Here is a 26,118-nt window from a genome sequence, read left to right as displayed (position 1 = left end):
CACGGACATGAGCCGTGGGCCCTTTTGGTTCCGCAGGAACCACCACCCGCTGATCACGGGTGGCTCAGTCTTTGGAGAGGGACTGATCATGAGCGAGAACTACGGCACCATCTGGGTCTGCCAGGACTGCATGCTGCACCACGCCAACGGCGAGTGCGGCGGGTGTCACGAGGGTCACGACGCGGAGCCCTTGAGCGCCATTGAGGCGCCGAACGACGTGGCCATGGGAATGGCCTGGGATGAGCACGCGGAGGACTGCCAGAACCGCATCGAGGGTGAGTGGCGGGGCGAGTGCGACTGCGAGACCAACCCCTTCAGTAAGTCGCAGTGCGAGGGGTGCGGCTCGTGGCTCCACGGCGAGCGCCACGCCATGACGCTGTTCGGCCCGGAGGGCGAGTGACCATGAACGAGAACGCGGTAGAGCGCATCGTTCGCCAGCTCGCAGAGCTGAACGAAGAGGTGAGGACCGGGCTCCGCGAGCGAGAGATCATCACGGACCGGAGCGGCGTCAAGTGGTACGAGGGTTGGGACGGAATCTTCCGTAACGGGTACGGCAGCGCCGTACCGCGTGCCCTCTTGGTCGACTGATTATCCGCAGCAGCATCGGGCGCACCACATCGCGGGTGCGCCCCCTTGCTCTTACGGATGAGAGCACGGCTCGACTGATCATCGAGCCGAAGATCTCTTGGAGAGGGAGATCATTATGAGGATCGTCTACGCGGTCAACGACCAGAGCTATCGGCGTCACATCACACTGGACAGCGTGGAGACCCTGTGTGGTCGTGAGGCTGGACGACACGAGTCCTTGGCGCTGCCCGTCAACTGCGACGAATGCCGCAGTGAGAACGGCCGTCAGATCAAGGCCCGCCAGAGCGCGGAGGGCTGAGCCATGGACATCGCTCTGGCGCTCATCCTGTTCATCGCCGAGTCCGCGCCGCGGTGCGCGGAGGAGGACGGTTCCACGCAGAGCGTGTGCGTGTGGGACGACGGCACGGGTGACGCCGTGCTGAACCTGGACCACGGCACCTACTGGATCACGCTGGGAGGTGAGTGAGCATGGCGTTCCAGTACCAGCAGAGCACGCTGGACCAGTACACCGCGTACGTGGTGGAACAGCTCAAGGCCGGTCGCGGGGTCGAGATCAGTTTCGACCCCCATGACGGCACGTTCACCGGCATTGTCGGCATCGAGTCGGGCACGGAGTTCGCCCTCTGGGTTGCCGGCCGTGCGGAGCGCCGAGCGTCCACGCTCAACACCACAAGGAGGACCGACGCATGATGCGTCTTGCAACCAAGGCTGCGCGCGTGTACCACCAGCGCTCCCCGTTCAAGCGACACCAGTACGCGGGCGGCTCTTGGCACACCCGATGCGGGCGCTTGGCGCCCGAGATCAGCACGGAGGAGTGCGAGCGCCGCAAGATGCTGCCGTGCCGCGCGTGCATGGACGCCGAAGACCGCGACTGACCCTGTCGGCCCAAGCCGAGCACCCGCCCTCTTCCCCCATGGGGCGGGTGCTTCCTTGGTCTTGCAGGTCAAACTGGCCTGACAGAATCACATGACCGATAGGAGAGGATCGATCATGGGTGTGCAGTCGGAAAGAATCGCGGACAGCGTGGACGAACTCGCGGGCTGGCTCCAAGCGGCCCGAGAGTGGGCGTTGGACGCTGACGCACCGAAACAGGAGCGCGAGTTCCGGGCCGCCGCGTATGCCGAGTGCATCAACGTCGTCCGGGGCGCTTTCCGTCAGGTTCACAGCGCACTGCCGACGCGAGAGACGAACGATGCCTACGCGGCGGTCATCGACGCGCCGGAAACCCCGGAAACGGGTGCTCTGTGGGGTCGGGCCGCTGGTACCGACCTGGCCTCCAAGGTCTTGGACGGACTCATCATGGCGCTACCCGTAGACGGTGAAGACGTGCGGAGCCGTGCCAGCCTGGACGACCCGAACTTGAGCTTGGACTAAACGCCTGCTGAGCCATCGAGCCCACGTCTTGCACGTGGGCTCTTTTGGTTCCACAGGGCACCACCGCCGGCCTGATCAGCCGGCGGTCAGCCCATTGGAGAGGGGCATCACATGGACGCGACGTACCACCTGCCGGGGTACAGCGGCCTCCGCATCGAGATCGAGTCCGCCCGCGGGGCGATTGACGCTGCCCGGGAGGGCGGCTGGACCGCGCTGCACTACGAGACGCTGGACCGCCAGGGACGGGCCCTGACCGTGGTCGCCATGGTCGACAAGGGGCGCATGCACTCCGTGTTCGAGTTCGCGGCGGGTGAGTAGCCATGGCTAGCCGACTGGACATGCTGCGCGAGCTGATGGCGCTCAATGAGCAGTACGAACAGCTCACTGGAGATCCGGCGTACCTGTACGTGTACAACGCGGGCGACAGCCAGGGCGCTCGGTTCGTCTTCACGAACGAGCGCGTCATGCACGGGCCTGCTGCGGCCCTGGCGCACATGAGGGAGGTGCTGCGCCAGGCCGTTGAGGGCCTGGAGCACAGCGCCGAATAGCTGAACTCCCAGCCGTGGGGACGGCTGGGCCCGAGAGGCCCCCTGACACCCCCACAGGGGGCCTCTCGCACGTCCGTGCATCCACAAGCCTGCGCGCTCCGGGGTCACTCTCCTCCCCGTCGAGCGCGCGGGCCTGTGGCGGCATGGGCCGCCAGTTCCATGGACCGGATGAGAGGACGACCCATGGACAGCAACATTCAGGACATCGTTCTGGCGCAGGCGCAGGAAGACGCCTTCGAGCTGGCTGCGCAGGTTGTCGAGCGCGAGATCAATTCCGACCCCACGACCGGGGCTGAGAGGGCGCTCGGCTTCACGCTCGCTCAGATCGCTGCGGAGATCAGGGCCCTGAAGGGCTGATCACAACCACCCCCGCTGGCCCGCGGCACGATCCGGGCCGGCGGGGGACCAAGACCCCGGAGAGGGACATGACCCAGCACAGGGTCACTCGACCCGTCAAACCGCCTGCAAGGCGGCGCGCGGAGCGCGAGACTGAGCAGCACGACAGCACGGTTCGACCGGAGGTCCGCAAGGACGTCTGGGACCGCTGGTTCAAGGAGAGGTGAACCGATGACGCCGGAAGATGTCGCCGCCACGGCGGCGATGGTGATCGCTCGCGCTCGTGAGAGCTTTGGCCGGGACGAGGACGGCGGCCCGCCCGACGCGTTCGACTTCTACGTGGCTGCCCACGGGATCGAGCGGTACGGCAAGCTGTACAACGAGACGTACGTCTTGGCCAATGAGCCCTACGGGCCGGCCATGGCTGGATGCAGCGACGACGACTTGCAGCAGCGCAAAGCCCGCGCAGACGCGCTCTGGGGACAGCTGGAGGGCGAGATGGAGCAGTACGCCAACAACTGTCGCCAGGCTCGGTACGCGGGGTGGTCTCGCGAGGAGGGCGGCCCCATTCGCCGTCTGCGCTGACATGACGAAGCCCCCGGCTTCCCGGGGGCTTCGCTACCTCAGGTGGTCGGGGCAGTCGGGGTCATCCTGCGCCGCAGGAAGTTCGCGGGATCCTTCCGACCAGTGATTCACCCAACCGCACAGCGGGCAGGCGTACCGGCCAGCCAGGCCGGAGATGCCCACACGGCACTGCGGGCAATCAGTGGTGGTGATCTCGGGAAGCTCGGACACAGACAGACTGTACCGCCGCCGGCGGCGGCGCCACAGACGACCACCCGCAGCCCTGGCTGCATACCCAGCCCGCGCCCTGCTGCAAGGCAGGGGCGCCGCATCGTCCACAGGTCATGCTTTCCTCCTTAGTCGGTGCTCCAGCCGCAGTTCCGGTCGCAGAACCAGCGACCCATGTTGTCCTCGTGCGCCGTGGCGCCACACCTCGGACAGTTCATAGGGAATCCCCCTCTGTGGTTGCAGTGAAGCCCACCCCGGCCGGTGCTGCCATCCATTCGGGGATGCCCGACCGGGGTGGGGGTCTTCGGAAGGTGCGGCCTAGCTGCGCACCCTGTGCGCTTCCATCCACACTTCGATGTGGAACCGGAACCGCTTCGCGCACTTGTAGTTGCCCCGCCGGTAGTTCACCTCAGCGTGGCGCTTGGCCCATTGCTCCGCGCGCTCCCTTTGCGGGTTGCCGGTCGACGCCTGGTGACACCCCTGGCACACGTACGAGTACTGCGGCGGGTGGAGGTATTGCGGCTCCGCAAACTGAAGGTCCCACGGGGGCATCGTCCTGGTCAGAGGGATCACAGCCGCCCCGCCCGGTTCCTTGCGGCGCTCTTGGCTGCGACGATCTCGCTCTGTGTTGCTGGGCGAAGCATGAGCCCCACCCATCCGTCGGCACGACGCACGGAGAGAAGGTGGACCTCCCCTCCCTCGATGTGAGTCACGAGACCTACCTCGCCACGCTCCAGGTCCCACGCGTACCCACCGACGCGGACTTGATCTGACATGCGCTGCCCCTCTCCCAGGGTGTCGTCCTGGGGACGACTATTGGGTGACATGCGAGCGCTTTTGATGGACATGTGCCGGACATCGAGGCCGTTTGGGCGGTAGCGTCAAAACGCCTAGAAGTCCCTGGGGGAAGCCTTGACAAACGCGAATCAGGCGCTCCGACGCGCCATAGAAGTGAAGCCGACAACCCCGCGACGTCTCGCTACCCACCTGGGGATCACCACCAAGACCGTGGAACGATGGCTGGCGGATGTGGAGCTGGTGCCACATCCGCGCAACCGCGCGGACGTGAGTGAGTACCTGGGGGTACCGGAAGAGATGCTGTGGCCCAGGGTGGTGAAGACCGCCGTCAAGACCGGTCCGGACAGGGAGATCGTCAGCGTCTATCCGTACCGCTCGGCGTGCCCATCATCCGTCTGGGCGCACCTCGTGGAGGAAGCGACGAAGGAAGTCTTCTTCGCCGGGTACACCAACTACTTCATCTTCCTGGAGCAGCCGGCGTTCCACCTGACGCTGCGCAAGAAGATCGAAGAGGGCGTGCGCGTCCGGTTCCTGCTTGGCGACCCCGCAGGCGAGGTCACGCGTCAGCGAGAGGCTGTCGAAGGCGTGGCCCTGAGCGTGTCCACGCGCATCAGGATCACCTTGGAGAACCTGGCCAAGGTCGGCGGCTTGTCGAGCCCAGAGATGCGCTTCAGCGCCTCAGAGGACGCGATGAACCACGTCTCTCTCAGCGTCTTCCGCTTCGACGAGGATGTCCTCGTCACGCCGCATCTGGCCCGACTGGTCGGGCATGACTCGCCGATGATGCACCTTCACCGCAGGGAATCGAACGGAATGTTCGATCGCTTCGCGGATCACGCCGAAGAGTTGTGGGATCGGGCTGTACAGCCCTGACCCACGCAGGCCGAAGCCCCTGGTGAGCGACGCACCGGGGGCTTCGCTGCACCCCCGCCCTTGCGGGGCGGGATGAATGCCCGGTCGCTCCGGGCAGGGAGGCCCCGACGGGGGCGCGGTAAAGGGCCGGCTGCGCCGGTCCGAGCGGGTTCGAATCCCGCACTCCCGCGAGGGTTGAGAGTGCCCCTCTGTAAGCCTCTCTGGGATCACGAACTGAGTGCACGCGGGGAGTGATCAGGCTCGATACGGCACCGCTCGGGAGACAGACCCGGGGGACCAGGGACCGTATGGGCAGCCGGGTTCGAATCCCGGCCGGGCCACGGGAACCGTGAGAGACGCCACGCCAGCATTCGCGCCGCTTCCACAGGCCGCTACCTGGACGCGGGAGCAGGTCCCGGTGAGTTTCGCTCCAACCGCATCTCAGGAGGAGCTGTAAGGGTCTGGCCAGCCTGAACTTGATCAAGTCGGCCACTCCGCATCACCCAAGGAGAGGAACTTGTGAACCCCCGCCCCGGCCAGCTGGGGCTGCCGCCCGCGAAGGGCGCCGCCCGCCCCAGCTACGCCATGGTCGTCAAGACGGTAACCCCCCACATTGTGAAAGCCCGCATCCGTACGCCCCTCCGGCGCATCGTGCGCCGGTCGCGGGGCAAACACCGCAGGTCAGGGCCCCCTCCCGACAGATGGGGCTCGTGGCTGCGGTGACCCGAAGGGGTCCTTGTCTAGGCCATTGGTGCACACGTTCGGTTAGATTTTGGCCAAGTCCGGTATGCGGCGTGACGCAATCGCCTGCGACACCCGCACACTGGTCGTGCTGCCATCCATTGCCCATCGAGGGGACCCCCAAGTGCCGCCGAAGAGGAAGATCACTTTGTCGGATGAGGTCAGAGAGGCGCTGCTGGGGCGCCTGGAGCAATCCCGGGAGACGAGCGACAGGGCCCGCGAGGCCTTCTTCGTCGACGTCTACCTGATGAATCGGGCCGGGCTGACAGAGAAGGAAGAGGCCGAGCGGCTTGGCGTCTCCTCAGCCACGGTGAACGACTGGAAGCGCCGCGGAGAGGAGGCATGGAGACGTCGTGAGGAGGACGGAAGTCGACGCCTTGGCATCGATCCTGACGGACCCCCAGAACTCGGAGCGGTCAGCTGAGGAGGTCGCCACCCTCTGTATCGAGGCGCTGGACGACGCCAGAGCAAGAACGCACCGACTGGCCGTGGTCGGCCAGATTCAGTACGAGGCTCCAGGACCGGTTCACACGGTGGTCCTGGGGCCTTTCTCGTGCCGCGGACTCCTGGACACGGAAGAGAAGTTCCGTGGCCTCCTGACGGGCCCGGTGGGGGCCCGCGAGATCGGCCAGGACCTGGCCTACGACCCGGCGTCGAAGACCGGGAGGGGCCGCTTCCTGTTGGCGCCGGCCTTCTTCAAGGCCCGTGACGCCTGGGCGTTTTACAAGGGCGCCGGCCCGGCCGAGGTCGTGGCTGACGCCCTGCCGTTGCTGCCCCGGGACATCGTCCCGGTGTGCTCCTGCGGTCTGAAGGCGCGGCCTCAGTGCCGCTGGTGCGGCCAGGCCGCACACCATCCGTGCCCCCTGCACGAGCCGGAGGCACAGACCCACCGCTGCCGCCAGGCGGCGTAGAACCTCGCCCTTGTGGGGCGGGATGGAGGTTGCCATGCAGGAGAAGGCGCCGATAACTGCCGAGGAAGCGAGCCGGCAGCTCAAGGAGCACTCTGCGGGGGAGCGTGCTCCCGAGATCAACATCTCATGGCGGGACGAGGTGCCGGACCCGGCAGCGAGCCGACGGGTCTTGGAGATCCTGTTCCGACCGCGCGTCGATAGCGACGCATAGCAGTACACAGTCAACCGAGTGCCCCAGCGGTCACACCGCGCTGGGGCTTTTGCCTTCATGGAGGAGCGGACGTGGGAGCGCTGCGGGCAGTGGATTACCTGAGGGTTTCCACTGAGGAGCAGGCCGAGGAGGGCTACGGCATCTCCTACACGGGGAAGAACACGGCGCGCCACATCAAGAAGAAGGGGTGGGCGCACGTCGGCACCTACATCGACGAGGGTCTGAGCGGCAGCCTAGAGGCTCATGATCGCCCGGATCTCAAGCGGCTGATGGCGGACGCCTACACGACGCCACGTCCCTTCGACATGGTCGTTGTCCCTGAAGGCCGTGTTATTGGCCGAGTCGGCCGGGCGTTTTGGCGCTGGGTGTGGGAACTGGAGGACATCGGCGTATACGTCGCCGTCGTCAAGAAGGACTACGACAACTCCACACCGTCCGGCCGTTCCCAGATGCGCAAGGATGCCGACTATGCCGAGGAGGAGCGGGAGAACATCCGGGAGCGCACCCAGGGAGGCATCCAGGACAAGGCCGAGGACGGCCTGTACCCAGGAGGACGCGTTCCCTTCGGTTGGGAGATTGCCGACCTGGGGAAGCGGGGGAAGTCCCGCTACGTCGTGAGCGAGGTTGCCGCCAAGACGAAGCGGCGAGCGTACGAACTCTTCCTGGAGCACAGGAGTTGGACCGATGCTGCCCTCCTGCTCAACGGCGAAAAGCTGTTCAGCCAGGAGGGCCTGCCCTGGACGGCCCCCAACCTGCGAAAGCAGATGCTTAGCGACGCCACCCTCAACAACCGGGTCGTTTGGCGAGGCCGGCAAGCCGCCAAGAAGTCCGACGGTTCTCCTGTCTACGGTGAGCCTGTCACCATTAACCTTCCGCCGATCTTCAGCGAGGAGGAAACGCGGACTTTGCAGGCCGCTGCGGGACAGCCCTCGCGGGAAGGGGGTAACACTCGCCCGTACCCCCTCACTGGTCGTCTCGTAAGCCCCTGCGGCAATACGTACCGCTCACAGACCTACCCTGGGTCTCGCGTGTACAGGTGCAACGGAAAGTGGGAGTCGCACCCCGGAGCCAAGGATCAATGCTCGTGCCCTCCCCTTGACGCCGAACCCTTGGAGAAGCGCGTATGGGACGACGTGCGAGAACTGCTCACCGACACCGACCGCATGAAGGCTCTGGCCCGCGAGTGGATCGGAGCGGCGGAGGAAAGCCAGGTTGACCACGAGGCGCGCATTGCCACCCTCAGCAACCAGATTGCCAAGCAGCGCCAGACCATGAACATCACGATGGCGGTGGCTGCCAGGCAGGCCATTGAACGAGGGCTCTCTGAGGAAGAGGCGGAATCCGAAGTCGCGGATGCGCTAAGGCCCCTGAACGACGACCTCCAGGCGCTTGAGAAGCTGCACCGCGAAGCGGTGGCATGGCAGCAAGACGCGAAAGCGGCTGCCGAGCGAGTCCGGGAGCTGGACTATTTGGCCGAGGTGGCCCGCGAGAACATGCGCGTTGCAACCCGAGAGGCACAGGCGGAGCTGTTCGAGGCTCTGGGGCTTCGGGGGGAAGTTGAGGAATGGGAAGGGAAGCGTAATGGCGCAACCTGCGCCGTGACGACCTGGTTCCATGAGCATGAACGCCTCGTTCCCACGCTGACCGATGAGAACTGGCAGCGCGTCAAGGACATCCTGAAACCGCGCCGTGCTGGCGCAAGGCTGGACCGTCGCATGATTCTGGAGGCCCTTCTCGACAAGGCCCGAACCGGGGCCAAGTACGAGGAGCTTCAGCTGGAGTGCGACTACAAGACGGTGCGAACCACCGCACGTCGCTGGCTGATGAGGGGGTCCTGGGCTGCCGCCATGGAGCTACTGAAGGACGAGCCGGGGGAGCCGGCTTGGGAGCAGCCGCCCGTACGGGTTCGCGTGAGCCTGCGCCCCCTCGTCACTGAATTCAAGTTGGGTGACGAAGAACCTTCCGGAACGAGGGCGTCTCCTACAAGCACAACCCCGAGTTCACGATGCTGGAGGCCTACCAGGCGCACGCCGACTACGACGTGATGCTCCACCTCACCCGCGAGCTGATCCAGGGCGCCGCGACCGCCGCGTTCGGCGCGCCCGTCGCCCGCAAGGCCGCTCCCGACGGGCGCCTCACCGAGCACGACATCTCCGGCGACTGGCCCGTACGGACCGTGTACGGGGCGCTGTCGGAGGCGCTGGGCGAGGAGGTCGACGCGGACACCGGCGAGGAGGCGCTGCGGGCGCTGTGCGACCGCACAGGCGTGCCGCACGGCCCCGACGACACGCGCGGCGACGTCGTCCTGGAGATGTACGAGCGGCTGGTCGAGGAGCGCACCACGCTGCCCACGTTCTACAAGGACTTCCCGACCGACGTGTCCCCGCTCACCCGCCAGCACCGCGCCGACCCGCGCCTGGCCGAACGCTGGGACCTGGTCGCCTTCGGTACGGAGCTGGGCACCGCCTACTCCGAGCTGACCGACCCCGTGGAGCAGCGCCGCCGGCTCACCGAGCAGTCGCTCCTCGCCGCGGGCGGCGACCCCGAGGCCATGGAGCTGGACGAGGACTTCCTGGACGCCCTGGAGTACGCCATGCCGCCCACCGGCGGGCTGGGCATCGGCGTCGACCGGCTCGTCATGTTCCTCACCGGGCTGACCATCCGCGAGACCCTGCCCTTCCCGCTCGTCCGCCGCCACTGAGTCGGACATGCGCCGGGGGATGGTCCCATCGGGTGCAATCGGCCGCCCGGCCGGTGTGGATGAGAGCCGCGCCCCATCCGCCATGCGAGCCATTAATCATGAAAGACGACCAGACGCCCACGGGGCGGCGGCGCCTGCTGCGCATCGCCGCCGCGCTCGGGGCGACCACCACTGTCGGCCTGTTCACCGTGGACCGGACGGACGCCCCCGGCCCCCCGACCGCCACGGCGCCCGCGCCGCCGTCCCCGGCGCCGCCCCCCGCCCCCGCCGCGGGCGCCCCGGCGAGCCCGCGCCTGGCCCCCACCGCGTACCGCCTCCAGCCCATGACCTCCTACGCCCCGCCCCGCTTCCGGCGCGCCCTGCCGCCCGTCCGGCAGCGGCCGTTCCTGCGGATGGCCGGGGCGGGCAACACGATGGTCCTCACCTTCGACGACGGACCCGACCCCCGCTACACGCCGGCCATCCTGCGCACCCTGCGGGCCCACGGTGTGCGGGCCATGTTCTTCGTCTGCGGCGAGATGGCGGCCCAGCACCCGGACCTGGTGCGCCGGATGGCCGACGACGGCCATGTGGTGGGCAACCACTCGTGGTCGCACCCGCTCATCCCGAAGCTGCGCCCGTCCCGTATCCGCGAGGAGCTGAGCAGCACCAGCGCGGTCATCGAGCAGACCACCGGATCGGCCCCCCTGTGGTACCGGGCCCCCTTCGGTGCCTGGAACCGCCACTCGTTCGAGATCGGTGCCGAGCTGGGCATGGAGCCCCTGGCGTGGACCGTCGACACCCTGGACTGGAAGGAGCCGGGCACCGGGACCATCGTGCGCCGCGTCCTGGACGGGGCGGGGCCCGGTGTCGTGGTCCTCTCGCACGACGCGGGCGGCGACCGCTCCCAGAGCGTCGCCGCCCTGCGCACGTACCTGCCGCAACTCCTCGACGAGGGCTACCACATCACCGTGCCCCGCAGATGACCCCGCCGCGCACGCGCCGCGTCCGGAGGCCGCCGCCCGCAGCGGGCGGGGCCACCGGGCGCGGCGTCAGTGTGTGGCCACCAGCCGGGCGAACACCACCACGTTGCCGTCGTACCCGCCGTCCCGCGAGTAGCCACCGCCGCAGGTGATCACCCGCAGCTCCGGGTGGCCCGTGTCGCCGTAGACGCGCACGCCCGGGAAGTCCTCCTTCGAGAACACCTCGATGCCGTAGATCTGGAACACGGCGACCCGGCCGTCGTACCGCGTCACCTCCACGTGCCGGCCCGGCTTGAGCGAGCCCAGCCGGTAGAACACGGCGGGACCGGAGGCGTTGTCGACGTGGCCGACGATGACCGACGTACCGCGCTGCCCCGGTGAGATGCCGTTCTGGTACCACCCGGCGAGATTGGGGTCCTGCGGGGGAGGCGCGCTGATCCAGCCCTCCTGGTCCAGGCCCACGTCGATGATGGGCGCGTCGACGTCGAGGGCGTCGATCCGCACGCGCGAGGCCGGTGCGTACGCCAGCGGCTGGAGCCCCGCCGACGGCGTGGGCGCCGCGACGACCCGGCCCGACCCCGGGGAGACGGCGCCGGCGGGCTGCGGCGGGCCCGGGTCGGCGTCCACCCCGTTCCGCATCATCGCGAGGCCGGTGAGCATGACGAGAGCCAGCGCACCCCACGGTTGGCGTTTCCGCACCAGGTCCAAGCCTCTGCGGTCCAGGCGGCCCATGCTTCTCCCTTCGTGGCCTCTCCTGCGCACGGTAAGCCCGCCCGGCCCGGCCGGCGATCAGGAAACGACGAACGGGTGGCGGCCGGGCGGACCCCGCGCAGACGGGTGATGACCCATCCGGGTCATCGGCCGCGGCCGGGCGGCGCTCTGTGACCTGCGACTCCGTCAGGGCCATGGGGCCCGTCCCGGGCGTGTCGCCTCACCGGGGTGGACCAGTACCGAAATGCGATGGTCCGACTCTCTTGTGATGGTTCGTCATGGGAGGCGCATTCGTCGAGACATCCCGGAGCGCCGCTTCGGTGCGTCTTCCGATGGAGGTTCAACGATGCGTGCTTCACGCGCCCTCGCGGTGGCCGCCACCGCCTGCGCGGCCGCCGGGCTCACAGCCCCGCTCGCCGCCGCCACCAACGGTCCGACCAACGTCACGGTCTCCCCGACCCGGGTCCACCAGGGCGGCAGCCTGGCGGTCAGCGCCATGGGGTGCGGCCACGGCGGGACCGTGACCTCGAACGCCTTCCCCAAGACGGCCCTCACGGTCAACGCCTCGGGCCACTCAGCCGCCACGCCCCGGATCTACGACCACGCGACACCGGGCCAGTACAACCTCGCCGTCAAGTGCAGCGACCACCCCATGGTCGTCACCCGCTCCTTCACGGTCATCCGTGGCCGCGGCGCGACGGGCGGCATCGGCGGCACCATGGCGCCGAGCACCACCGAGATGGCCGTCGGCGCGGCGCTCGTGGGCACCGCGGCCATCGGCGGCGGGCTGTTCCTCAGCCGTCGCCGCCGCCTGAGCGGCGGAAAGGTCTGACCGGCCGAACCTCCCGGTCGGCTGAATACGCCCGTCGCCCCGAGTCCAGGCCAGGACTCGGGGCGACGGGCTTGCGGCGAGGGCTCACCGGAGGCGGCGGCTCAGTGGCGGCGGCTCTCGGCGCGGCGCCGCACCACGTAGACCGCACCGGTGGCGGCGGCGACCACCAGGGCCGTGCCGGCGACGAGTTCGCCCGCGTGCCACCCCCCGACGCTGCCGCCCAGACCGCCCCGTACGCCCTGCGAGGGCGGCACGAGCACGGTGGCCGTACGCGTCACGGTGGGCACCGCGGTGGAGCTGATCGTCGGCGCGTGCGCGATGGTCAGGTCCACATTGCCGGGCGCGCCCCCCGCACAGGTGAAGGACACCGTGTAGACCGCGCCCCGCCGGGCGTCCCGGTCGACGACGGCGGTCGCCGAGCCGCCGGCCGGGATGGTGGCCGTGTCGAAGACGCCCGAGGAGGCCATGGCCGTCCCCGCGCAGCCCGGTGCGCTGAGCACGACCCTGCCGCCGGGCTCGACGGTCGAGGGCGAGACGACAAAGGGATCCACCGCCAGGGCGGTCGGGGCGGCGGTGAGGGCGAGAGCGGCCGCTCCGAGCAGAGCGGCGGAAGCGGCACCTATCGCGCGCATGGTTCGAGTCCTCCGGGTCCGAGGGGCAGCTGCGGAACCGGTTTCCGCAAGGCAGGGGAAATGACCCTCTATGCCCGGAACGCTAGGAGTGCCCTACCACACCCGCGACCGTAGCCGGGCGAATGGGGCATCCGTATCGCCCGTACGGGCTAGGCCCCGAGGTGCGGGAACAGCCGTAGGAACGGCTCTGTCGTCGCCGATACGCCGCGCCCGAACGGCGCGTCGATCGCCCAGATCAGGAACAGCAGGAACGCGATCAGCGCGCTGTACAGGCCGGCCAGCAGCAGCTCGCGGAACGTGCGGCGGATCTGCAGCGTGAAGATCAGCCCGACGGCGATCAGCGCCCCCGTGATCAGCCCGAACCAGACGACGCCCGGCATCGTCTCGCCCGCGTTCTCGCTGCGCTGGCTGCGCGCGTCGTCGACGGCCGCCACCTGGTCCACCAGCGGCTGGTACGCCTCGGCCTCGTGCGGGTCGGCCGGGCGGTAGTCCGAGACCGTACGCCGGAGCTTGTGCAGGAGTTCGGCGCCCTCCTCCGTGACCTCGCCCCGCTCCTCCATGGTCCGCCACTCGGGCCCGATGACATGGGACACGTACGCTTCGACGTCCGCGCCGATCCGCCGGTGGACCTCGGCGGGCCACACCTCGGACCGCACCCGCACCTCGTGCAGGGCCTGGGCCTCCTGGCGCACGCTCTCCTGGGCCGCGCCGCGGCCCTCCCAGACGCCGGCGATCGCCAGGCCCAGGACGATCGCGTAGACCACGCCGATCATCATCGTCATGTACTCCATGACGTCAGGCGTCTCGGTCGGGTCGTCGTCCTCGCCCACGCGGCGGTGGTTGATGGCGACGATGGTGAGGACCACCGCGCACGCGGCGGCCATCGCAAGGGTCAGAACAAGCCATTCCGACAAGGGAAGTCTCCGGGGTTCGGTCAGCGGGATCGGGGGCGCAGGATGGCGGCGGCGAACACCGCGGGGGCCGTGAGCAGGAGCATCACGGACACCATGGAGGGCCCGCCCTCCGGCTTCGGGCGCTGGGCCCGGCGGTAATGGGGCAGCGGGGCGGCCGCGGGCGAGACCGGCACCGGCCGCGCCGTCGGTGTCGGCGAGGGGGACGGCGAGGGCGCCGGCGGCGGTGGGGGAGCGGGCGGCGGCGGAGGCGGCGGTACGGGCCGCGAGGGCCGGGGCGCCGGGGGTGCCGGAGCCGCGCTCACCGGCGGCGGGGCCGGCTCGGGCGGGGGCGGCGGAGGCGGCGGGGGAGGCGGCGGCGACGGGGACGGTGTGGGGGTGGGCGTGGGCGTCGGTGCGGGGGAGGGCACGGGGCTGGGCGGCGGCGAACAGGTCGTACCGCCCGCGACCGCCACCGCCACGGAGGAGTGCGTACCTCCCGGACCGACCGTGGCACGGGCACAGCTGTCGGCGGCGGCGGGTGACGGGGCGGAGACGGACACCGAGGCGGCCAGCGGCAGCGACAGCACCGCCGTCGACAACAGCCGTGCGGCAAGGGATCGATACACGCAAGGAGCATGATCGCAGAGTCGGCCGTGTACGCGCCGAAACGGCCGTGATTCCCCTGATGGTGGGGTGCGCTCGAACGTGCGTGTCTCCGGCCCGCCCGCCCGCGGAGGAAATTTTCCCCGGACGTTGAACGCACCCCGCCCCCTCGCCCGTACCTAGGGCCATGACGACGGCGCACCGCGGACGCCGGGAACGAAGCATCAGTGGACGGGAGTTGACATGAAGACCTGGCGGAACGCCGCTCTCGCGGCGACTGCGGCGGCGGTGGCGCTCGGCCTGACCGCATGCGGTCAGGAGCAGGGCGGCGACCGGCTCGGCGGCCAGTCCGTCGGCGCGGCCGCCCCGGCGGGCGCCGGCCAGAACGGCTCGGGCTACGGGGCCGGTTACGGCGACGGATACGGGTCGGCGGCCGGCGCGGCGGCGGAGAAGCCGCCCACGTCACAGCCCGGTCAGCTCTCCGTGTGGGACAGCCCCGAGCTCGGCAAGGTCCTCACCGACGGCGAGGGCCGCACGCTCTACCGCTTCGACAAGGACTCCACCAACCCGCCGAAGTCGGCCTGCGAGGGCGACTGCGCCAAGGCCTGGCCCGTCGTGGAGGCGGCGGGCGCCAGGCCCCCGGCCGGCGTCGACCCCTCGCTGCTCGGCGCCGTGACCCGGCCCGACGGCGTGAAGCAACTGACCGTCGACGGCTGGCCGATGTACCGCTACGCCAAGGACGCCAAGCCCGGCGACGCCAAGGGCCAGGGTGTGGGCGGCACTTGGTACGCGGCGGCCCCGGACGGCAAGAAGGCGGCTCAGGGCGCCGGTTCGGGCCAGGGCGCCGATGTGGGCGCCGGTTCGGGCGACGGGGAGAGCGAGGACAAGGGAGGCGGCGACGGCGAGGCGACCGCGGCGCTGCCCGGACTGTCGGTCCGCAAGGACCCCAAGCTCGGCGAGATCGTCGTCGACGGCCGCGGCATGACGGTCTACCGCTTCCAGAAGGACTCGGCCTGGCCGATGAAGACCGCCTGCACCGGCGCGTGCCTGGAGAAGTGGCCGGTCGTCGCGCCCGTCGACAAGAACGACACCGAAGGCATCAGCACGAAGGGATACGTGACGTTCAACCGCCCCGACGGCAAGAAGCAGCAGACCATCGACTGCTGGCCGCTGTACACCTTCGCCGGCGACAAGAAGCCCGGTGACACCAACGGTCAGGGCGTGGGCGGCACCTGGTACGCCGTGTCGCCCGACGGAAAGCTGGTCGGAGCGCCCAAGTAGAGTCCCCCACGCGCGACTCCGGCCGGACCGGCCCGCCGTCCCCCTCCCTCGCGGGAACGGCGGGCCGACCGCGTGCCCGGGAGCGCGGGCCGACGGACAGGACGGGCGCACGTGTCCGCCGGACAACGCGGCCGCACGTGCCACTGGTCTGTGACCAAGAACGGATCGCTATTTTCCGTTTCCCCTCGCCCTCCCGGCGGGCGATCAGTAGCCTCGGCTCGAACACTGGCCATGAACATGGCCGCCTCACCGTGGCGACTGTTGGAGACATCGATGGAGCGTCCCGCCTGGGCCCCGCCGGGCATCGACATTTCGGTGCCGAGCGTGTCCCGCATCTACGACTACTACCTGGGCGGTTCGCACAACTTCGAGGTCGACCGGGAAGCGGCCCGCCAGGCCATGCGGTTCATGCCGGGCCTCCCCAAGATCATGCAGGCCAACCGGGCGTTCATGCGCCGCGCCGTGCGGTACGCCGTCGCCGAGGGCGTCACGCAGTTCCTCGACATAGGCTCCGGCATACCGACCTTCGGCAACGTCCACGAGGTCGCCCGGCAGGCCAGCCCCGACGCCCGCGTCGTCTACGTCGACCACGACCCGGTCGCCGTCGCCCACAGCCGTGCCGTCCTGGAGGGCGACGAGCAGTCCGCCATCACAGCGGCGGACCTGCGCAAGCCCCAGGACATCCTCGGCAGCCCCGAGGTGACCGGACTCCTCGACCTGGAGCGGCCCGTGGCCCTGCTCCTCGTGGCCGTCCTGCACTTCCTGGAGGACGACGACCAGCCGCACCGGGCCGTCGCCGAACTGCGCGACGCGCTCGCCCCCGGCAGCCTGCTGATCCTCACCCACGCCTCGTACGACGGCGTCCCCGTCCCCGAGGAGCAGGCCGGCCGTGCCGTCGGCGTCTACCGCGACATCCGCAACCCGCTGGTGATGCGCCCCCGCGAGGACGTCGCCCGGTTCTTCGACGGCTTCACGATGGTCGAGCCCGGACTGGTCGCCATGCCGCACTGGCGCCCCGAGAATCCGCCCGAGCAGGAGGATCCCTATGCCTTCTCGGGCTTCGCCGGGGTGGGGCGCAAGGGGTGAGCACGCCGGCGCAGGCGTCGGGACCCACGGCGGACCCCGACGGCCCCGAGGACAGACTCCGGCGGTTCGCGACGATATGGAGCCGGGCCATCTTCCCGGTCACCGCCACGTCGTTGACCCGCACCGAGTTCGAACAGCATCTGCTGCCGCTCGCCCGGCAGCTCACCGCGGCCCTCCACGAACGGCCCTTCGACCCGGCGCCCGCCCAGGGCGTCGGCGCCGCCCTCGTGGCCGCCCACTGCACCGACCCCGACGCGCTCAGCCGCACCCTCGGGGTCGTCGACTCGTACCTCGTCCTGTACTGCGGCTGCCTCCAGGACGCCACCGCCGACGAGCTGCGCGCCCGCTGCGCCCGGCTCCAGCACGCGCTGGCCGCCGGGTTCGCCCGGGCACTGCGCGAGCGGACCCTGAGCGAGCAGGAGGCCATCGCCCGCTCCGCGCTATCCGCCCGCGCCTTCGCCGAACAGGCCCTGCACGCCACCGAGGCCCGCTTCCGCGCCGTCTTCGAGGACGCCGCCATCGGCATCGGCATCGCCGACCTGGAGGGCAACGTCCTCGACGTCAACGAGGCCCTCACCCGGATGTTCGGCGGCCTGGAGCACCTCGTGCGGGGCCGCAACGTCACCGAGTGGGTGCACCCCGAGGACGCGCCCCACGTCTGGAAGCTCTACGGCGAGCTGGTGCGCGGCGAGCGCGAGCACTTCCGCGTGGAGAAGCCGTTCTACCGCAGCGACGGCACCGTGCTGTGGACCAACCTGACCGTCTCGCTGCTGAGGGACGCCGAGGGCCGCCCGCAGTACCAGCTCGCCCTCATGGAGGACACCACCGAGCGGCGGCTGCTCAACCTGCGGCTGCGTTACGAGGCCACCCACGACGCGCTGACGGGGCTGCCCAACCGCACCCTGTTCTTCGAGCGCCTCGACAAGGCGCTGGCCGCCGGCGACGGCTCCCGCTTCGGCCTGTGCTACCTCGACCTCGACGGCTTCAAGGCCATCAACGACAGCCTCGGCCACGCCGCCGGCGACCGCCTCCTCGTCGAGGTCGCCGACCGTTTGGAGCGCTGCGCCACCGCGCCCGGCGAGATGGTCGCCCGGCTCGGCGGCGACGAGTTCGTGGCACTCACCACCGGCCCCTCCGTCACCGACGCGGAGGTCGAGGACCTGGCCGGGCGCATCCTCGGCGCCCTGTCCGCCCCGGTCGGCCTGGACGGCCGCGAGATCACCGTGCGCGGCAGCATCGGCATCGTCCAGGGCAGCGCCGGCGAACGCGGCTCGGCCGACGTGCTGCGCAGCGCCGACATCACCATGTACCGGGCCAAGTCGGCGGGCGGCAACCGCTTCGAGCGGGCCGACCCCGAGGCCGACGCCCGCGCCATCACCCGCCACGGCCTCACCACCGCCCTGCCCGCCGCTCTGGACCGCGGCGAGTTCTTCATCGAGTACCAGCCGCTCGTCCACCTCGGCGACGGCACCGTCCACGGGGCGGAGGCCCTGGTCCGCTGGTGCCATCCGCAGCACGGCGTCCTCGGCCCCGACCGGTTCATCCCGCTCGCCGAGCACACCGGGCTCATCGTGCCGCTCGGCCGGTGGGTGCTGGAGGAGGCGGTCCGCCAGGCCCGGTTCTGGAAGCGCCGCCACAGCGACGGCGGGCCCCTGCGCATCAACGTGAACGTGTCGCCCACGCAGCTGCACCACCCGGGCCTGGTCACCGACATCGTCGACGTCCTGGAGCGCTCGGGCCTCGCGCCCGGTGCCCTGTGCCTGGAGGTCACCGAGTCCGCCCTGATCGGCGCCGACGAGGACCTGCTGAAGCCGCTGCGGCAACTCGCCGAGATGGGCGTCGACATCGCCCTGGACGACTTCGGCACGGGCTACTCGAACCTGGCCAACCTGCGCCGCCTCCCGGTGAGCGTCCTCAAGCTGGACCGCTCCTTCACGCAGGGCATGCAGCAGCACCCGGCCGACCCCGTCGACCTGAAGATCGTGGAGGGCATCGTCTCGCTCGCGCACAGCCTGGAGCTGGCCGTCACCGTCGAGGGCGTGGAGACCGCCGCGCAGGCCCGCCGGTTGCGCGAACTGGGCTGCGACACGGCCCAGGGCTGGTACTACGCCCGCCCCGGCGCCCCGGACCGCATCCACTCGCTGGTGCTGGCGGACACGGTGTGAGGCGCCGCGCCCCGGCACCGCTCCTGCCCGGCGCCGCACCGTGCCGCGTCCCCGCGTCTCACCAGTCGTCCCCGATGTCGAAGTTCGAGGCGACGGGCATGCCCTCGTCCTCCAGGGCGATCAGCAGATACCTGCCCAGCGCGTCGAGGCCGTCGTACAGCCTCTCCGCGAGCTGCCAGGTCTCCACGTCCGCGGAACGGGACACGGGGACGACGTACGCCGGGGCCCTGTCCAGCGGGCCGTCCCCCTCGGGGTCGGCGACCACCAGGCGCACACTGAGGTCCTCGTTCTCGAACCAGTACGACCACGCGCCGGACGCGGGGCGGCCGCCGGAATCCTCGGCGAGGGCGACGCCCAGGATCCGGTCGACGTCGCCGCGGATCTCGTCGGCGAACGCCGCGCGGTCCCAGGCGGCCTGCGCGGGACCGGCGTGCACCGCGAAGTCCTTCTTGTAGCCGCCGTGCGGCTCGAACCGTCCCACCACGCCATGCTCCTGAATTCCGAACAGGGCGGGGTGCCCGGGAGAGAGAACCTCCCGGACACCCCGCCTTTCCGTGCGTTTCCTACTTCACCTTGAGGTCGAGCATATAGTCGTTTCCGTACACGATCACCCGCTGCATCGTCCGGCCTCCGCGGTTGAAGCTGTTGAAGCCCTTCATCACGGCTTCCTCGCTCATTCCGCTCTTGCGCACGTCGATGACGGTGAGATCCACCTGCTGGTCCTCGGCCTTCCGAAGATGGCCCTGCAGGGTGTTGGAACTGGTGCTCTTGCTCATCGCCTTGAAGTCGGCGCGCATGTCGTCGACCCAGGCGTCACCCCGGTGCGGATTCTGCTGGTCGTCATTTCTCGACATCACCTCGTGACCGTGGATGGCGAGCGTCAGCGCGATCTGGAACTCCTCGTCGTTCTCGAATCCGAATTCATTGTTCGACTTGGTGTTCTTGCGCTTCCAGGACTCGTCGATCCGCTCCATGATCTCCTCGGCCTCGTCCTCGTCGGGGCCGAACAGCTCCATGAGGTCCTTGGCCAGGTTGTACGCGCCGCAGCCGTCCCGTGCCCCGCGGTGGCAGGTCCTCTCCTCGACGTCCTCCACCGCTTCCTCGATGTAATTGGTGAGGTCCCACTTGCCGTCGAGGATCTGGTTGACCCGCTCCTTGCGGAGCTTCGCCGCGATCTCGGCGTTGGTGAAGAGGATCTGCTCCAGGTAGCGGTTGTAGCGCGGAGCCCCGGGCGGCGCCTTTCCGGACCGGCCGTCCTTGTACACGTAGGACGTGCCGGACGAGCTCTGACCCTTCCTCCGCCGCTCCTTCGCCTCGCGCTCCTCCTTCGTGTCGGGGATGCCTCCCGTGCAGGAGATCTCCCCGGTCAGGCACTCCGGAACGGCCATGCCCGACGGGTCGCTGAGGGTCGTGGGGTTGTTGTTCGCGTAGCTGTAGCCGTTGAGCGACTGGTGCTGGTCCGGCGTCAGCAGCGGGTCCACGCTGAGGAAACGGCCCGTCGACGGGTCGTACTGGCGCGCGCCCACCTGCGTGAGGCCCGTGCCGCTGTCCGCGGGCGCGCCCAGGAAGCCCCTGTCGTCGGGCCAGCTGCCGACGCCGGTGCCGCGGACGGCGCCGAACGGCGTCGTGTACCGCTTGCTCAGCGTCTGCGTGCTGTCACTGGAGACCGCGATGCTGCCGGTGCCGTGGTGGTCGGCGGAGAGGAACGAGAGCTTCTCCGTGCCGCTCGCGTTGCTGCGCAGCGCGATGGTGGTCCCGCCCACCGTGTAGTAGCGGTTGGCCCACTTCTTGCCGGCCTTCAGGTGCACCTCGGTGGCCCCGAGGTACAGGACGGTCTCACCGCCGGTCGCGTTGTCGCGGCGGATGAGGAGCGTGCCGTCGGCGTCGTACAGGTAGTCGGTGGCGGTGGTCCCCTCCGTCAGGCGGGAGAGCTTGCCCTCGGGGTTCCACAGCAGCGACTGGCGCACCGCGGAGCCCGCCGACTCGGCGCGGCTGTCGGTGCTGCCGTTGGCGTCGTAGGTGTACTGGGTGGCCGTGGTGTCGCAGGCGCCGGCCGCCGTGGACGTGGTGGTCGCCTTGAGGGCGTGCGTCCTGGCCGGGTCGTAGCAGTAGGTGGTGGTGACGGGGGTCGTCGCGTTGCGGGTCTCCGTGGCGCGCTGCCCCGACGTGGTGTAGGTCCAGCCCGTCCAGTACGGGGCCGGGCCGCCGAGGTTGGCCACCGTACGGCCCGAGGCGGCGCAGTCCGCCGTCTTCGGCGTCCACGCCTGCGTCAGGCGGCGCTGCCCGTCGTAGGTGAAGCACTGGTGGTCGGCGCCGGCGCCGGTGTCGGCGCGGTCGAAGATCGACGTGACGTTGCCGGCCTGGTCGTAGGTGTACTGCAGGTCCTGGACCGGGCCGCGGGTCTGGTCGTCGGTGGACGAGGTCAGCACACGGCCGGTGCCCGACTCGTACGTCCGGGACAGGAAGACCCGCTTGGCGGCCGCCGACGTGCCCAGCTGGAGCTGGTGCACCTGGCCCAGGGCGGAGTAGTCCACGCCGAGCAGGTAGCCGCTGATGCCGGACTGGGAGACCGGCAGGCCCACGCCGTTGTACAGCGTCTCGACGGTCTCGGCGGGCAGACCGCCCGCCGCCGGTTCCTTGGTGTTGTTGATCGTGCCGTCGAGGCGGTACGCCGTCCCGAAGGCCAGGGTCGACGTCACGGCGCCGGAGGTGACCAGCGGGTCGGTGTCCGGCAGCGTCAGCGTCGTGGCGGTCGGACGGCTCTGGCTGTCGTAGGCGGTGACCGTCTTGGTGTACGCCTTGCTGTTCGCCTGGTTGACGCCGTTCTCGTAGCGGATCGATTGGTCGGGCTTGCCCTTCAGCAGACCGTCGAAGGTCCACGCGGCCAGCTTGTTGGCGTCCGTGCGGCTGGTGTGCCACAGGCCCGTCTTGCGGCCGAGTTCGTCGTACCCGTAGTAGAGGAACTGCCCCTTGGCGTCCTTGGTGTGGTCGATCTGGTCGAGGACGGTGTACTTGGTGGTCGTCGTGCCCTTGTCGGGGTCCGTCGCCGTGGCCGGGCGGCCGTACAGGTCGTAGGTGTACGACCAGACCGCCCCGTCGGGGCCGGTGACCGTGCGCTGCTTGCCGTCCAGGGTGTACGTGAAGGCGGTCCGGGTGTACGAGGCGCCCAGCGTCGCGCCGTACGCGGTGTCGTCCGGCTGCGGGCCCGCGTAGGTGCGGGACTCCTTCGTCCGGCCGAGCGCGTCCATGATCACCCGGGACGCGGTGCCGCCCGCGACGGCGCTGGTGGCCACCGAGTCACCGGTGTACGTGGTGGTGGTGTCCCACTTCTTGACGCCCCACGAGGACAGGGTGGTCTTCACCGCCCGCCCGGCACCGTCGTAGACCGTCTCGTTCTGCACCGGCGCCTGCGCGTACTCCACACCGGTGTACGTGCTGTTGGGCGCGTTCGCGCTGTCGTAGGCGTCGGCCTGGGTGATGACGGCCAGACCACGGGCGTCGTACCGGGTGTCGGTGAGGACGCGCCCGCCGGTCGCGGCCGGGGTCTGCGTCTGGATCTGGCGCAGCAGCGAGTCGTACAGCGTGTACGACGTCAGGTAGGTCGTGCCGTCGGCCTTGAGCTTGGAGACCGACGTCCAGGACGGCGCGGTCTGGCTCAGCCCGTAGTCGAACGTCGCGGAGGGGCTGTCGCCGCCCGCCTTCGACCGGTTGGGCAGCCAGGTGGCGGTGATCCGGCCGAGCGCGTCGCGCGTGTGCTCGGTGCGCTTGAGGTTGGCGTCCAGGGTGTGGGAGATGGAGCCGCGCGCCGGGTCGACGTAGGTGTACGCCTTGTGGATCTGCGCGTTCGACGCCAGCTTGGGGTGGCTGACGATGACGCCGGTGACCGGGCCTCCGGCCGCCGGATAGTAGGCCGTGCTGGTCACCTGGCCCGCGGCGTCCTTCACCGTGAGGGGCCGGCCCAGCTTGGCCGTCGCCGTGTCGAACGTGGTGACCGACACCGTCTGCCACGACGTGGCCGAGGGGTTGCGGTCGGCCGTGCCGTTCGCCGCCGGGTAGCCCTTGGGCTGACCGGTCCACGTGGGCAGGCCGAGCGTCGGCGTCTGGCCCGGGGTCCAGCCCGTCGCCGCCGGGTCGTCGAAGACGGTCGCGGCGTCCGAGATGACGTCCCCGCGCGAGTCGGCGTTCGCCGGCAGCGCCAGCGTGTCGTCCGTGGCCGCGCAGGGCTTGCCGACCGTGCGGGTCCTGGAGACCAGCCCGGTCAGGCCCTTGGCGGCGTTGCGGGCGTACCAGGTGCGGGTGCAGGTCTCGTCGCCGGCCGCCGACCAGTCGCCGTGGTTCTCGGTCGTCGTGAGCATGCCGTACGTGTCGTCGTACGTGTGCGAGGACGCCGTGGTCCGCCACTGCTGCCCGGCCGTGAGCCACGTGCGCTCGTAGGTGCGGGCCGTGCGCACGAAGTAGGCCTTCGTGTGCGCGTACGACTTCTGCTGGCTGGCGGTCTGCTTCGACCAGAAGTTGTTGACCGAGAACGCGATCGGCGTGGCGCCGTCGTAGGTGATGTCCTGGCGCAGCTGGCCCGCGTACTGGTCGGAGTCGGTCGCCGCCGACAGGGTGACGCCCGTCATCGGGACCGGCTCGACGGTCGCGGTGCGCGTGGTGCCGTCCAGCTGCTTGTCGCCGTGCATGCCCTGCATGAACAGCTTCACCGACTTCGAGCGGGTGGTGCCCAGCTCACCGGTGTACGTGGTGACCTTCTGGTAACCGCGCCACACCGACCAGGTGCGCTCCTTCTCCTTGGTGAACGGGTCGTCGTTGTAGTGCCAGGCCGGAGTGGCGTACTCGTAGCTGTACTCCACGGCCGGGTTCTTGGCGGTGGGGTCGCTCGTGTTGACGGCGGTGACGCGGTACTTGTGGAACCAGTCCTGCGCCGGGTCGCCGCCGTTGATCGGCCAGTACACCGGGTAGCAGGAGTGCGTGTTCCGGTCCACGGCGGCCGGCATGTTGGTGCCGCGCACGCACTCGGGGTTGGACAGCACCACGGTCGTGATGGCTCCGGTCTCCGACGTGACGGTGGAGATACGGGGCCGGGTCAGCGGCAGGATGTTCGCGCCGCCGGGCTGGGTGCCGCCCTCGACGCGGTTGGGCCGCTGCTGGTAGGTGAAGCCGACCGGCGGCAGGCCGATCGCCGTGCCGTTCAGGCCGGTGCGCTTCAGCGACGTGAGGGTGAGGACCTGGTCGGAGCTGTTGCCGATGTCCTGGCCGTCGAAGAACTCCTGCCCCAGGGCGTAGGAGTCGACCGGCTTGAACGCGTCGGGCTCGGCCGCCGTGGACCACACGTGCGTGCCGATCTGCGTCAGCCGCTTGCGCGTGAAGAAGGCCGGGCCGGTCGAGGCACAGTCCGTCGCGGTCGAGGAGCAGATCGAGTCGAAGGGGACGTCCGGCCAGTTGACGGCGGTGTCCTTGGTCAGCGACTCGCACGACGCGGCGGTGCAGCGCTCCTTGTACGCGAAGGTCACCTTGCCCGAGGTGATCCCCGTGAACAGCGCGTCCACCCGCTGCCCGTAGCGGATCTCCGTCGGGTACCCGCCGCGGACGTACGACGCGAGCTGCGTCTTGTCGCCGTTCTTGGCGTAGTGGTTGGTCTCCTGGGTGTACCAGTAGGTGGCGGCGTTGCCGTGGACGTCCTGCACGAGGTCGAGGTTCCAGCGCCACGCCTGGGTCTTGGCGCGGCCCGAGAAGCCGGTGCCCGAGCTGTAGCCGGGCTCGCCGCTGTCGTCGCCGAAGACGGGGACGGTCCAGGTGGAGTTCGTCCGCTCGGTGCCGGCGCCGGGCAGCTTGTTCAGGCCGAAGGTGTACGTCGTGCCGTCGCCGGTGACGACCCTCCAGTACTCGCCCTTGCCGTCGCCCGTGCCGTTCGTGATGTCGTCGCCGTCGTCGGTGTTGTCGGCGCCCGTCTCGTGGAACACCTGGGACGCGTCGTCGTTCTTCAGCCGCCACCGGCCGCTGGTGTCGTCCTTGACCAGCTCGTTGGAGACGCCGTTCAGCACGAGGGAGGCGTTCTCGTACTTCCAGCACTGGTCGTTCTTGTCGGCCTGGCCGTCGTCCTCGCAGCTGCCGTACTTGCGCTCGACGTACGACTCGGTCAGCGAGAAGCCCTCACCGACCAGCGAGCCCTGGTTGTTCGTGTTGGCGGTACGGCCGTCGATGGAACCCGAGTCGTACGCCAGCGACAGCGGCGGCACGTGCCCGGCCGGCGCCGGGGGCAGGGTGACCGGGTACGACCAGGTGAACGAGCCCGAGGAGGCACCGGCCTCCCACGCCGAGGACACCGCGAGGGGCGTCGCCGCGAAGTCGCCGCCGCCGACCGTGGACGTGGTCGTCCCCTCCGCCGCCACGGCCATCACCATCGGCGCGGAGCGCGGCGCCAGGGCCGTGTCGGCCGTGACGGTCTGCGCCTCGACGTCATTGGTGGAGTCCACCGGCGTCGTCGTACGGCAGGCCGGCTTCGCCGGCGTCGTGAGCGCACAGGACGGCAGCCGGACCAGCCCCAGCCGGTGCGACCAGTTGCCTCCCACCGCGGACGCGAAGGACCCGTAGTCCACCGTGACCCGGCCCGCACCCGGCTGCGGGGCGGTCACCGTGAAGAGCACGCCGGTGACGCCGGCCTTCCGGGCGGCCGCCTGGTCGAGGACCCTGACGGCCGGCTTGCCGGAGGCCGCGGGCTTCGCGCGCCGCGCGGCGCCGGACGCCGGGACGGCGACGGCGTCCACCACGCCGGAGGCCCCGGCCTTGGGCCAGGACGCGGCGCGGCGCTCGGTCCGCGCCCGGTCGACGAGCCGCTGGTTGGCCTTCTTGTCCCGGGCGACCCGCTCGCGGGCCTCCTGGGCGCCCAGGCCCTTGACCGGCTGGACGCGGCTGACGCGCGTGTCGGCGGACTCGGGAGCACCCGGGGAGGCCGCAGCGGTGGCCGTCGCGGGCACCACCGTCGGGACGGTGAGCGCCAGGACGAGCGCACCGATCAGCGGCAGCCCGCCGGTGCGGTGTCTGCCGGCGCGGAGACTGTCTCTCCGCGATCGTGATCTGAACACGTTCTGCTTTCTTGTC

General features: G+C 70.0%; 28 protein-coding genes and 1 pseudogene. 23 read left to right on the top strand and 6 right to left on the bottom strand.

Features of this window, described 5'->3' with window-relative positions; genetic code table 11:
• Nucleotides 1-88: 88 nt before the first annotated feature.
• The 18 genes and pseudogenes from ABEB09_RS02710 (at nt 89) to ABEB09_RS02620 (ending at nt 10,817) form a co-directional block, all read left to right on the top strand.
• Nucleotides 89-400, top strand: a complete 312-nt coding sequence (locus ABEB09_RS02710; RefSeq protein WP_345686696.1) for a hypothetical protein — start codon at nt 89-91, stop codon at nt 398-400.
• Nucleotides 401-402: 2 nt separating this feature from the next.
• Nucleotides 403-588, top strand: a complete 186-nt coding sequence (locus ABEB09_RS02705; protein WP_345686694.1) for a hypothetical protein — start codon at nt 403-405, stop codon at nt 586-588.
• Nucleotides 589-703: 115 nt separating this feature from the next.
• Nucleotides 704-886 carry a hypothetical protein gene (locus tag ABEB09_RS02700; RefSeq protein WP_345686692.1) on the top strand — a complete coding sequence of 61 codons (183 nt, stop codon included), beginning with the start codon at nt 704-706 and terminating at the stop codon, nt 884-886.
• Nucleotides 887-889: 3 nt separating this feature from the next.
• Nucleotides 890-1,054: a hypothetical protein gene (locus tag ABEB09_RS02695; RefSeq protein ID WP_345686690.1), complete on the top strand. Its 165-nt coding sequence runs from the start codon at nt 890-892 to the stop codon at nt 1,052-1,054.
• A 2-nt stretch (nt 1,055-1,056) separates the two neighbouring features.
• Nucleotides 1,057-1,278, top strand: coding sequence for a hypothetical protein (locus ABEB09_RS02690; RefSeq protein ID WP_345686688.1), 222 nt, complete (start codon nt 1,057-1,059; stop codon nt 1,276-1,278).
• Nucleotides 1,275-1,463 (top strand): hypothetical protein, encoded by a 189-nt coding sequence (locus ABEB09_RS02685; RefSeq protein WP_345686686.1) that lies wholly within the window; start codon nt 1,275-1,277, stop codon nt 1,461-1,463. Before ABEB09_RS02690 ends, ABEB09_RS02685 begins: the two co-directional genes overlap by 4 nt.
• Nucleotides 1,464-1,578: 115 nt before the next feature.
• Nucleotides 1,579-1,962 (top strand): hypothetical protein, encoded by a 384-nt coding sequence (locus tag ABEB09_RS02680; RefSeq protein ID WP_345686684.1) that lies wholly within the window; start codon nt 1,579-1,581, stop codon nt 1,960-1,962.
• 111 nt (nt 1,963-2,073) lie between these two features.
• Nucleotides 2,074-2,280 carry a hypothetical protein gene (locus tag ABEB09_RS02675; protein WP_345686682.1) on the top strand — a complete coding sequence of 69 codons (207 nt, stop codon included), beginning with the start codon at nt 2,074-2,076 and terminating at the stop codon, nt 2,278-2,280.
• A gap of 2 nt (nt 2,281-2,282) precedes the next feature.
• Nucleotides 2,283-2,510, top strand: coding sequence for a hypothetical protein (locus tag ABEB09_RS02670; RefSeq protein ID WP_345686680.1), 228 nt, complete (start codon nt 2,283-2,285; stop codon nt 2,508-2,510).
• Between the two features lie 183 nt (nt 2,511-2,693).
• Entirely contained in the window at nt 2,694-2,867 is a 174-nt protein-coding gene (locus ABEB09_RS02665) for a hypothetical protein (RefSeq protein WP_345686678.1), read from the top strand.
• A gap of 210 nt (nt 2,868-3,077) precedes the next feature.
• A complete protein-coding gene (locus ABEB09_RS02660) occupies nt 3,078-3,431 on the top strand; it encodes a hypothetical protein (RefSeq protein ID WP_345686676.1) in 354 nt (117 codons plus the stop codon).
• 1,215 nt (nt 3,432-4,646) lie between these two features.
• Nucleotides 4,647-5,309 (top strand): XRE family transcriptional regulator, encoded by a 663-nt coding sequence (locus ABEB09_RS02650; protein ID WP_345686674.1) that lies wholly within the window; start codon nt 4,647-4,649, stop codon nt 5,307-5,309.
• A gap of 751 nt (nt 5,310-6,060) precedes the next feature.
• Entirely contained in the window at nt 6,061-6,453 is a 393-nt protein-coding gene (locus ABEB09_RS02645) for a COG3415 family protein (RefSeq protein ID WP_345686672.1), read from the top strand.
• Nucleotides 6,407-6,940 (top strand): hypothetical protein, encoded by a 534-nt coding sequence (locus ABEB09_RS02640; RefSeq protein ID WP_345686670.1) that lies wholly within the window; start codon nt 6,407-6,409, stop codon nt 6,938-6,940. The genes ABEB09_RS02645 and ABEB09_RS02640 overlap by 47 nt, the downstream gene beginning before the upstream one ends.
• 34 nt (nt 6,941-6,974) lie before the next feature.
• Entirely contained in the window at nt 6,975-7,151 is a 177-nt protein-coding gene (locus tag ABEB09_RS02635; protein ID WP_345686668.1) for a hypothetical protein, read from the top strand.
• Between the two features lie 71 nt (nt 7,152-7,222).
• On the top strand, nt 7,223-9,196 hold the full coding sequence (locus ABEB09_RS02630; protein WP_345686666.1) for a recombinase family protein: 1,974 nt from the start codon (nt 7,223-7,225) through the stop codon (nt 9,194-9,196).
• Nucleotides 9,106-9,852, top strand: a pseudogene (locus ABEB09_RS02625) (amino acid--tRNA ligase-related protein); the annotation flags it as partial. The gene ABEB09_RS02630 and the pseudogene ABEB09_RS02625, both read left to right, overlap by 91 nt.
• A 98-nt stretch (nt 9,853-9,950) precedes the next feature.
• Nucleotides 9,951-10,817, top strand: a complete 867-nt coding sequence (locus tag ABEB09_RS02620; RefSeq protein ID WP_345686664.1) for a polysaccharide deacetylase family protein — start codon at nt 9,951-9,953, stop codon at nt 10,815-10,817.
• 66 nt (nt 10,818-10,883) lie between these two features.
• Here the strand turns inward: ABEB09_RS02620 and ABEB09_RS02615 are convergent, their stop codons facing one another.
• The gene (locus ABEB09_RS02615; RefSeq protein WP_345686662.1) at nt 10,884-11,546 is read right to left on the bottom strand and encodes a class F sortase; all 663 of its coding nucleotides are present in this window, start codon (nt 11,544-11,546) and stop codon (nt 10,884-10,886) included.
• Nucleotides 11,547-11,871: 325 nt separating this feature from the next.
• Here ABEB09_RS02615 and ABEB09_RS02610 point away from each other — a divergent pair, with 325 nt between their 5' ends.
• Nucleotides 11,872-12,357, top strand: a complete 486-nt coding sequence (locus ABEB09_RS02610) for a hypothetical protein (protein ID WP_345686660.1) — start codon at nt 11,872-11,874, stop codon at nt 12,355-12,357.
• Nucleotides 12,358-12,458: 101 nt separating this feature from the next.
• On the opposite strand, the gene ABEB09_RS02605 is transcribed toward ABEB09_RS02610, so the two are convergent.
• The 3 genes from ABEB09_RS02605 to ABEB09_RS02595 all read right to left on the bottom strand — a co-directional run bounded on the left by ABEB09_RS02605 (nt 12,459) and on the right by ABEB09_RS02595 (nt 14,076).
• Nucleotides 12,459-12,989 (bottom strand): hypothetical protein, encoded by a 531-nt coding sequence (locus tag ABEB09_RS02605; RefSeq protein WP_345686658.1) that lies wholly within the window; start codon nt 12,987-12,989, stop codon nt 12,459-12,461.
• Between the two features lie 149 nt (nt 12,990-13,138).
• Nucleotides 13,139-13,903, bottom strand: coding sequence for a bestrophin-like domain (locus ABEB09_RS02600; protein WP_345686656.1), 765 nt, complete (start codon nt 13,901-13,903; stop codon nt 13,139-13,141).
• 20 nt (nt 13,904-13,923) lie between these two features.
• Nucleotides 13,924-14,076, bottom strand: a complete 153-nt coding sequence (locus tag ABEB09_RS02595; protein ID WP_345686654.1) for a hypothetical protein — start codon at nt 14,074-14,076, stop codon at nt 13,924-13,926.
• 202 nt (nt 14,077-14,278) lie between these two features.
• On the opposite strand from ABEB09_RS02595, the gene ABEB09_RS02590 reads away from it, so the two are divergent.
• The 4 genes from ABEB09_RS02590 to ABEB09_RS02575 all read left to right on the top strand — a co-directional run bounded on the left by ABEB09_RS02590 (nt 14,279) and on the right by ABEB09_RS02575 (nt 19,017).
• Nucleotides 14,279-14,521: a hypothetical protein gene (locus ABEB09_RS02590; protein ID WP_345686652.1), complete on the top strand. Its 243-nt coding sequence runs from the start codon at nt 14,279-14,281 to the stop codon at nt 14,519-14,521.
• 207 nt (nt 14,522-14,728) lie between these two features.
• Nucleotides 14,729-15,766: an SCO0930 family lipoprotein gene (locus ABEB09_RS02585; protein ID WP_345686650.1), complete on the top strand. Its 1,038-nt coding sequence runs from the start codon at nt 14,729-14,731 to the stop codon at nt 15,764-15,766.
• A gap of 273 nt (nt 15,767-16,039) precedes the next feature.
• Nucleotides 16,040-16,852 carry an SAM-dependent methyltransferase gene (locus ABEB09_RS02580; RefSeq protein WP_345686648.1) on the top strand — a complete coding sequence of 271 codons (813 nt, stop codon included), beginning with the start codon at nt 16,040-16,042 and terminating at the stop codon, nt 16,850-16,852.
• Entirely contained in the window at nt 16,849-19,017 is a 2,169-nt protein-coding gene (locus ABEB09_RS02575; protein WP_345686646.1) for a putative bifunctional diguanylate cyclase/phosphodiesterase, read from the top strand. The genes ABEB09_RS02580 and ABEB09_RS02575 overlap by 4 nt, the downstream gene beginning before the upstream one ends.
• Nucleotides 19,018-19,075: 58 nt before the next feature.
• On the opposite strand, the gene ABEB09_RS02570 is transcribed toward ABEB09_RS02575, so the two are convergent.
• Both ABEB09_RS02570 and ABEB09_RS02565 read right to left on the bottom strand, forming a co-directional pair.
• The gene (locus ABEB09_RS02570) at nt 19,076-19,501 is read right to left on the bottom strand and encodes a hypothetical protein (RefSeq protein WP_345686644.1); all 426 of its coding nucleotides are present in this window, start codon (nt 19,499-19,501) and stop codon (nt 19,076-19,078) included.
• Nucleotides 19,502-19,580: 79 nt separating this feature from the next.
• Entirely contained in the window at nt 19,581-26,102 is a 6,522-nt protein-coding gene (locus ABEB09_RS02565) for an RHS repeat-associated core domain-containing protein (protein WP_345686642.1), read from the bottom strand.
• Nucleotides 26,103-26,118: the final 16 nt, after the last annotated feature.

This window comes from Streptomyces coeruleoprunus (genome assembly GCF_039542925.1).
In the GTDB taxonomy this organism is placed as follows: domain Bacteria; phylum Actinomycetota; class Actinomycetes; order Streptomycetales; family Streptomycetaceae; genus Streptomyces; species Streptomyces coeruleoprunus.
This window is presented reverse-complemented; position numbering and strand designations above follow the sequence as displayed.

Bases quoted from the DNA above. Each gene is read 5' to 3' on its own strand.
- ABEB09_RS02710 (WP_345686696.1), top strand. From the start codon at position 89: ATGAGCGAGAACTACGGCACCATCTGGGTCTGCCAGGACTGCATGCTG.
- ABEB09_RS02705 (WP_345686694.1), top strand. From the start codon at position 403: ATGAACGAGAACGCGGTAGAGCGCATCGTTCGCCAGCTCGCAGAGCTG.
- ABEB09_RS02700 (WP_345686692.1), top strand. From the start codon at position 704: ATGAGGATCGTCTACGCGGTCAACGACCAGAGCTATCGGCGTCACATC.
- ABEB09_RS02695 (WP_345686690.1), top strand. From the start codon at position 890: ATGGACATCGCTCTGGCGCTCATCCTGTTCATCGCCGAGTCCGCGCCG.
- ABEB09_RS02690 (WP_345686688.1), top strand. From the start codon at position 1,057: ATGGCGTTCCAGTACCAGCAGAGCACGCTGGACCAGTACACCGCGTAC.
- ABEB09_RS02685 (WP_345686686.1), top strand. From the start codon at position 1,275: ATGATGCGTCTTGCAACCAAGGCTGCGCGCGTGTACCACCAGCGCTCC.
- ABEB09_RS02680 (WP_345686684.1), top strand. From the start codon at position 1,579: ATGGGTGTGCAGTCGGAAAGAATCGCGGACAGCGTGGACGAACTCGCG.
- ABEB09_RS02675 (WP_345686682.1), top strand. From the start codon at position 2,074: ATGGACGCGACGTACCACCTGCCGGGGTACAGCGGCCTCCGCATCGAG.
- ABEB09_RS02670 (WP_345686680.1), top strand. From the start codon at position 2,283: ATGGCTAGCCGACTGGACATGCTGCGCGAGCTGATGGCGCTCAATGAG.
- ABEB09_RS02665 (WP_345686678.1), top strand. From the start codon at position 2,694: ATGGACAGCAACATTCAGGACATCGTTCTGGCGCAGGCGCAGGAAGAC.
- ABEB09_RS02660 (WP_345686676.1), top strand. From the start codon at position 3,078: ATGACGCCGGAAGATGTCGCCGCCACGGCGGCGATGGTGATCGCTCGC.
- ABEB09_RS02635 (WP_345686668.1), top strand. From the start codon at position 6,975: ATGCAGGAGAAGGCGCCGATAACTGCCGAGGAAGCGAGCCGGCAGCTC.
- ABEB09_RS02620 (WP_345686664.1), top strand. From the start codon at position 9,951: ATGAAAGACGACCAGACGCCCACGGGGCGGCGGCGCCTGCTGCGCATC.
- ABEB09_RS02615 (WP_345686662.1), bottom strand. From the start codon at position 11,546: ATGGGCCGCCTGGACCGCAGAGGCTTGGACCTGGTGCGGAAACGCCAA.
- ABEB09_RS02610 (WP_345686660.1), top strand. From the start codon at position 11,872: ATGCGTGCTTCACGCGCCCTCGCGGTGGCCGCCACCGCCTGCGCGGCC.
- ABEB09_RS02605 (WP_345686658.1), bottom strand. From the start codon at position 12,989: ATGCGCGCGATAGGTGCCGCTTCCGCCGCTCTGCTCGGAGCGGCCGCT.
- ABEB09_RS02585 (WP_345686650.1), top strand. From the start codon at position 14,729: ATGAAGACCTGGCGGAACGCCGCTCTCGCGGCGACTGCGGCGGCGGTG.
- ABEB09_RS02580 (WP_345686648.1), top strand. From the start codon at position 16,040: ATGGAGCGTCCCGCCTGGGCCCCGCCGGGCATCGACATTTCGGTGCCG.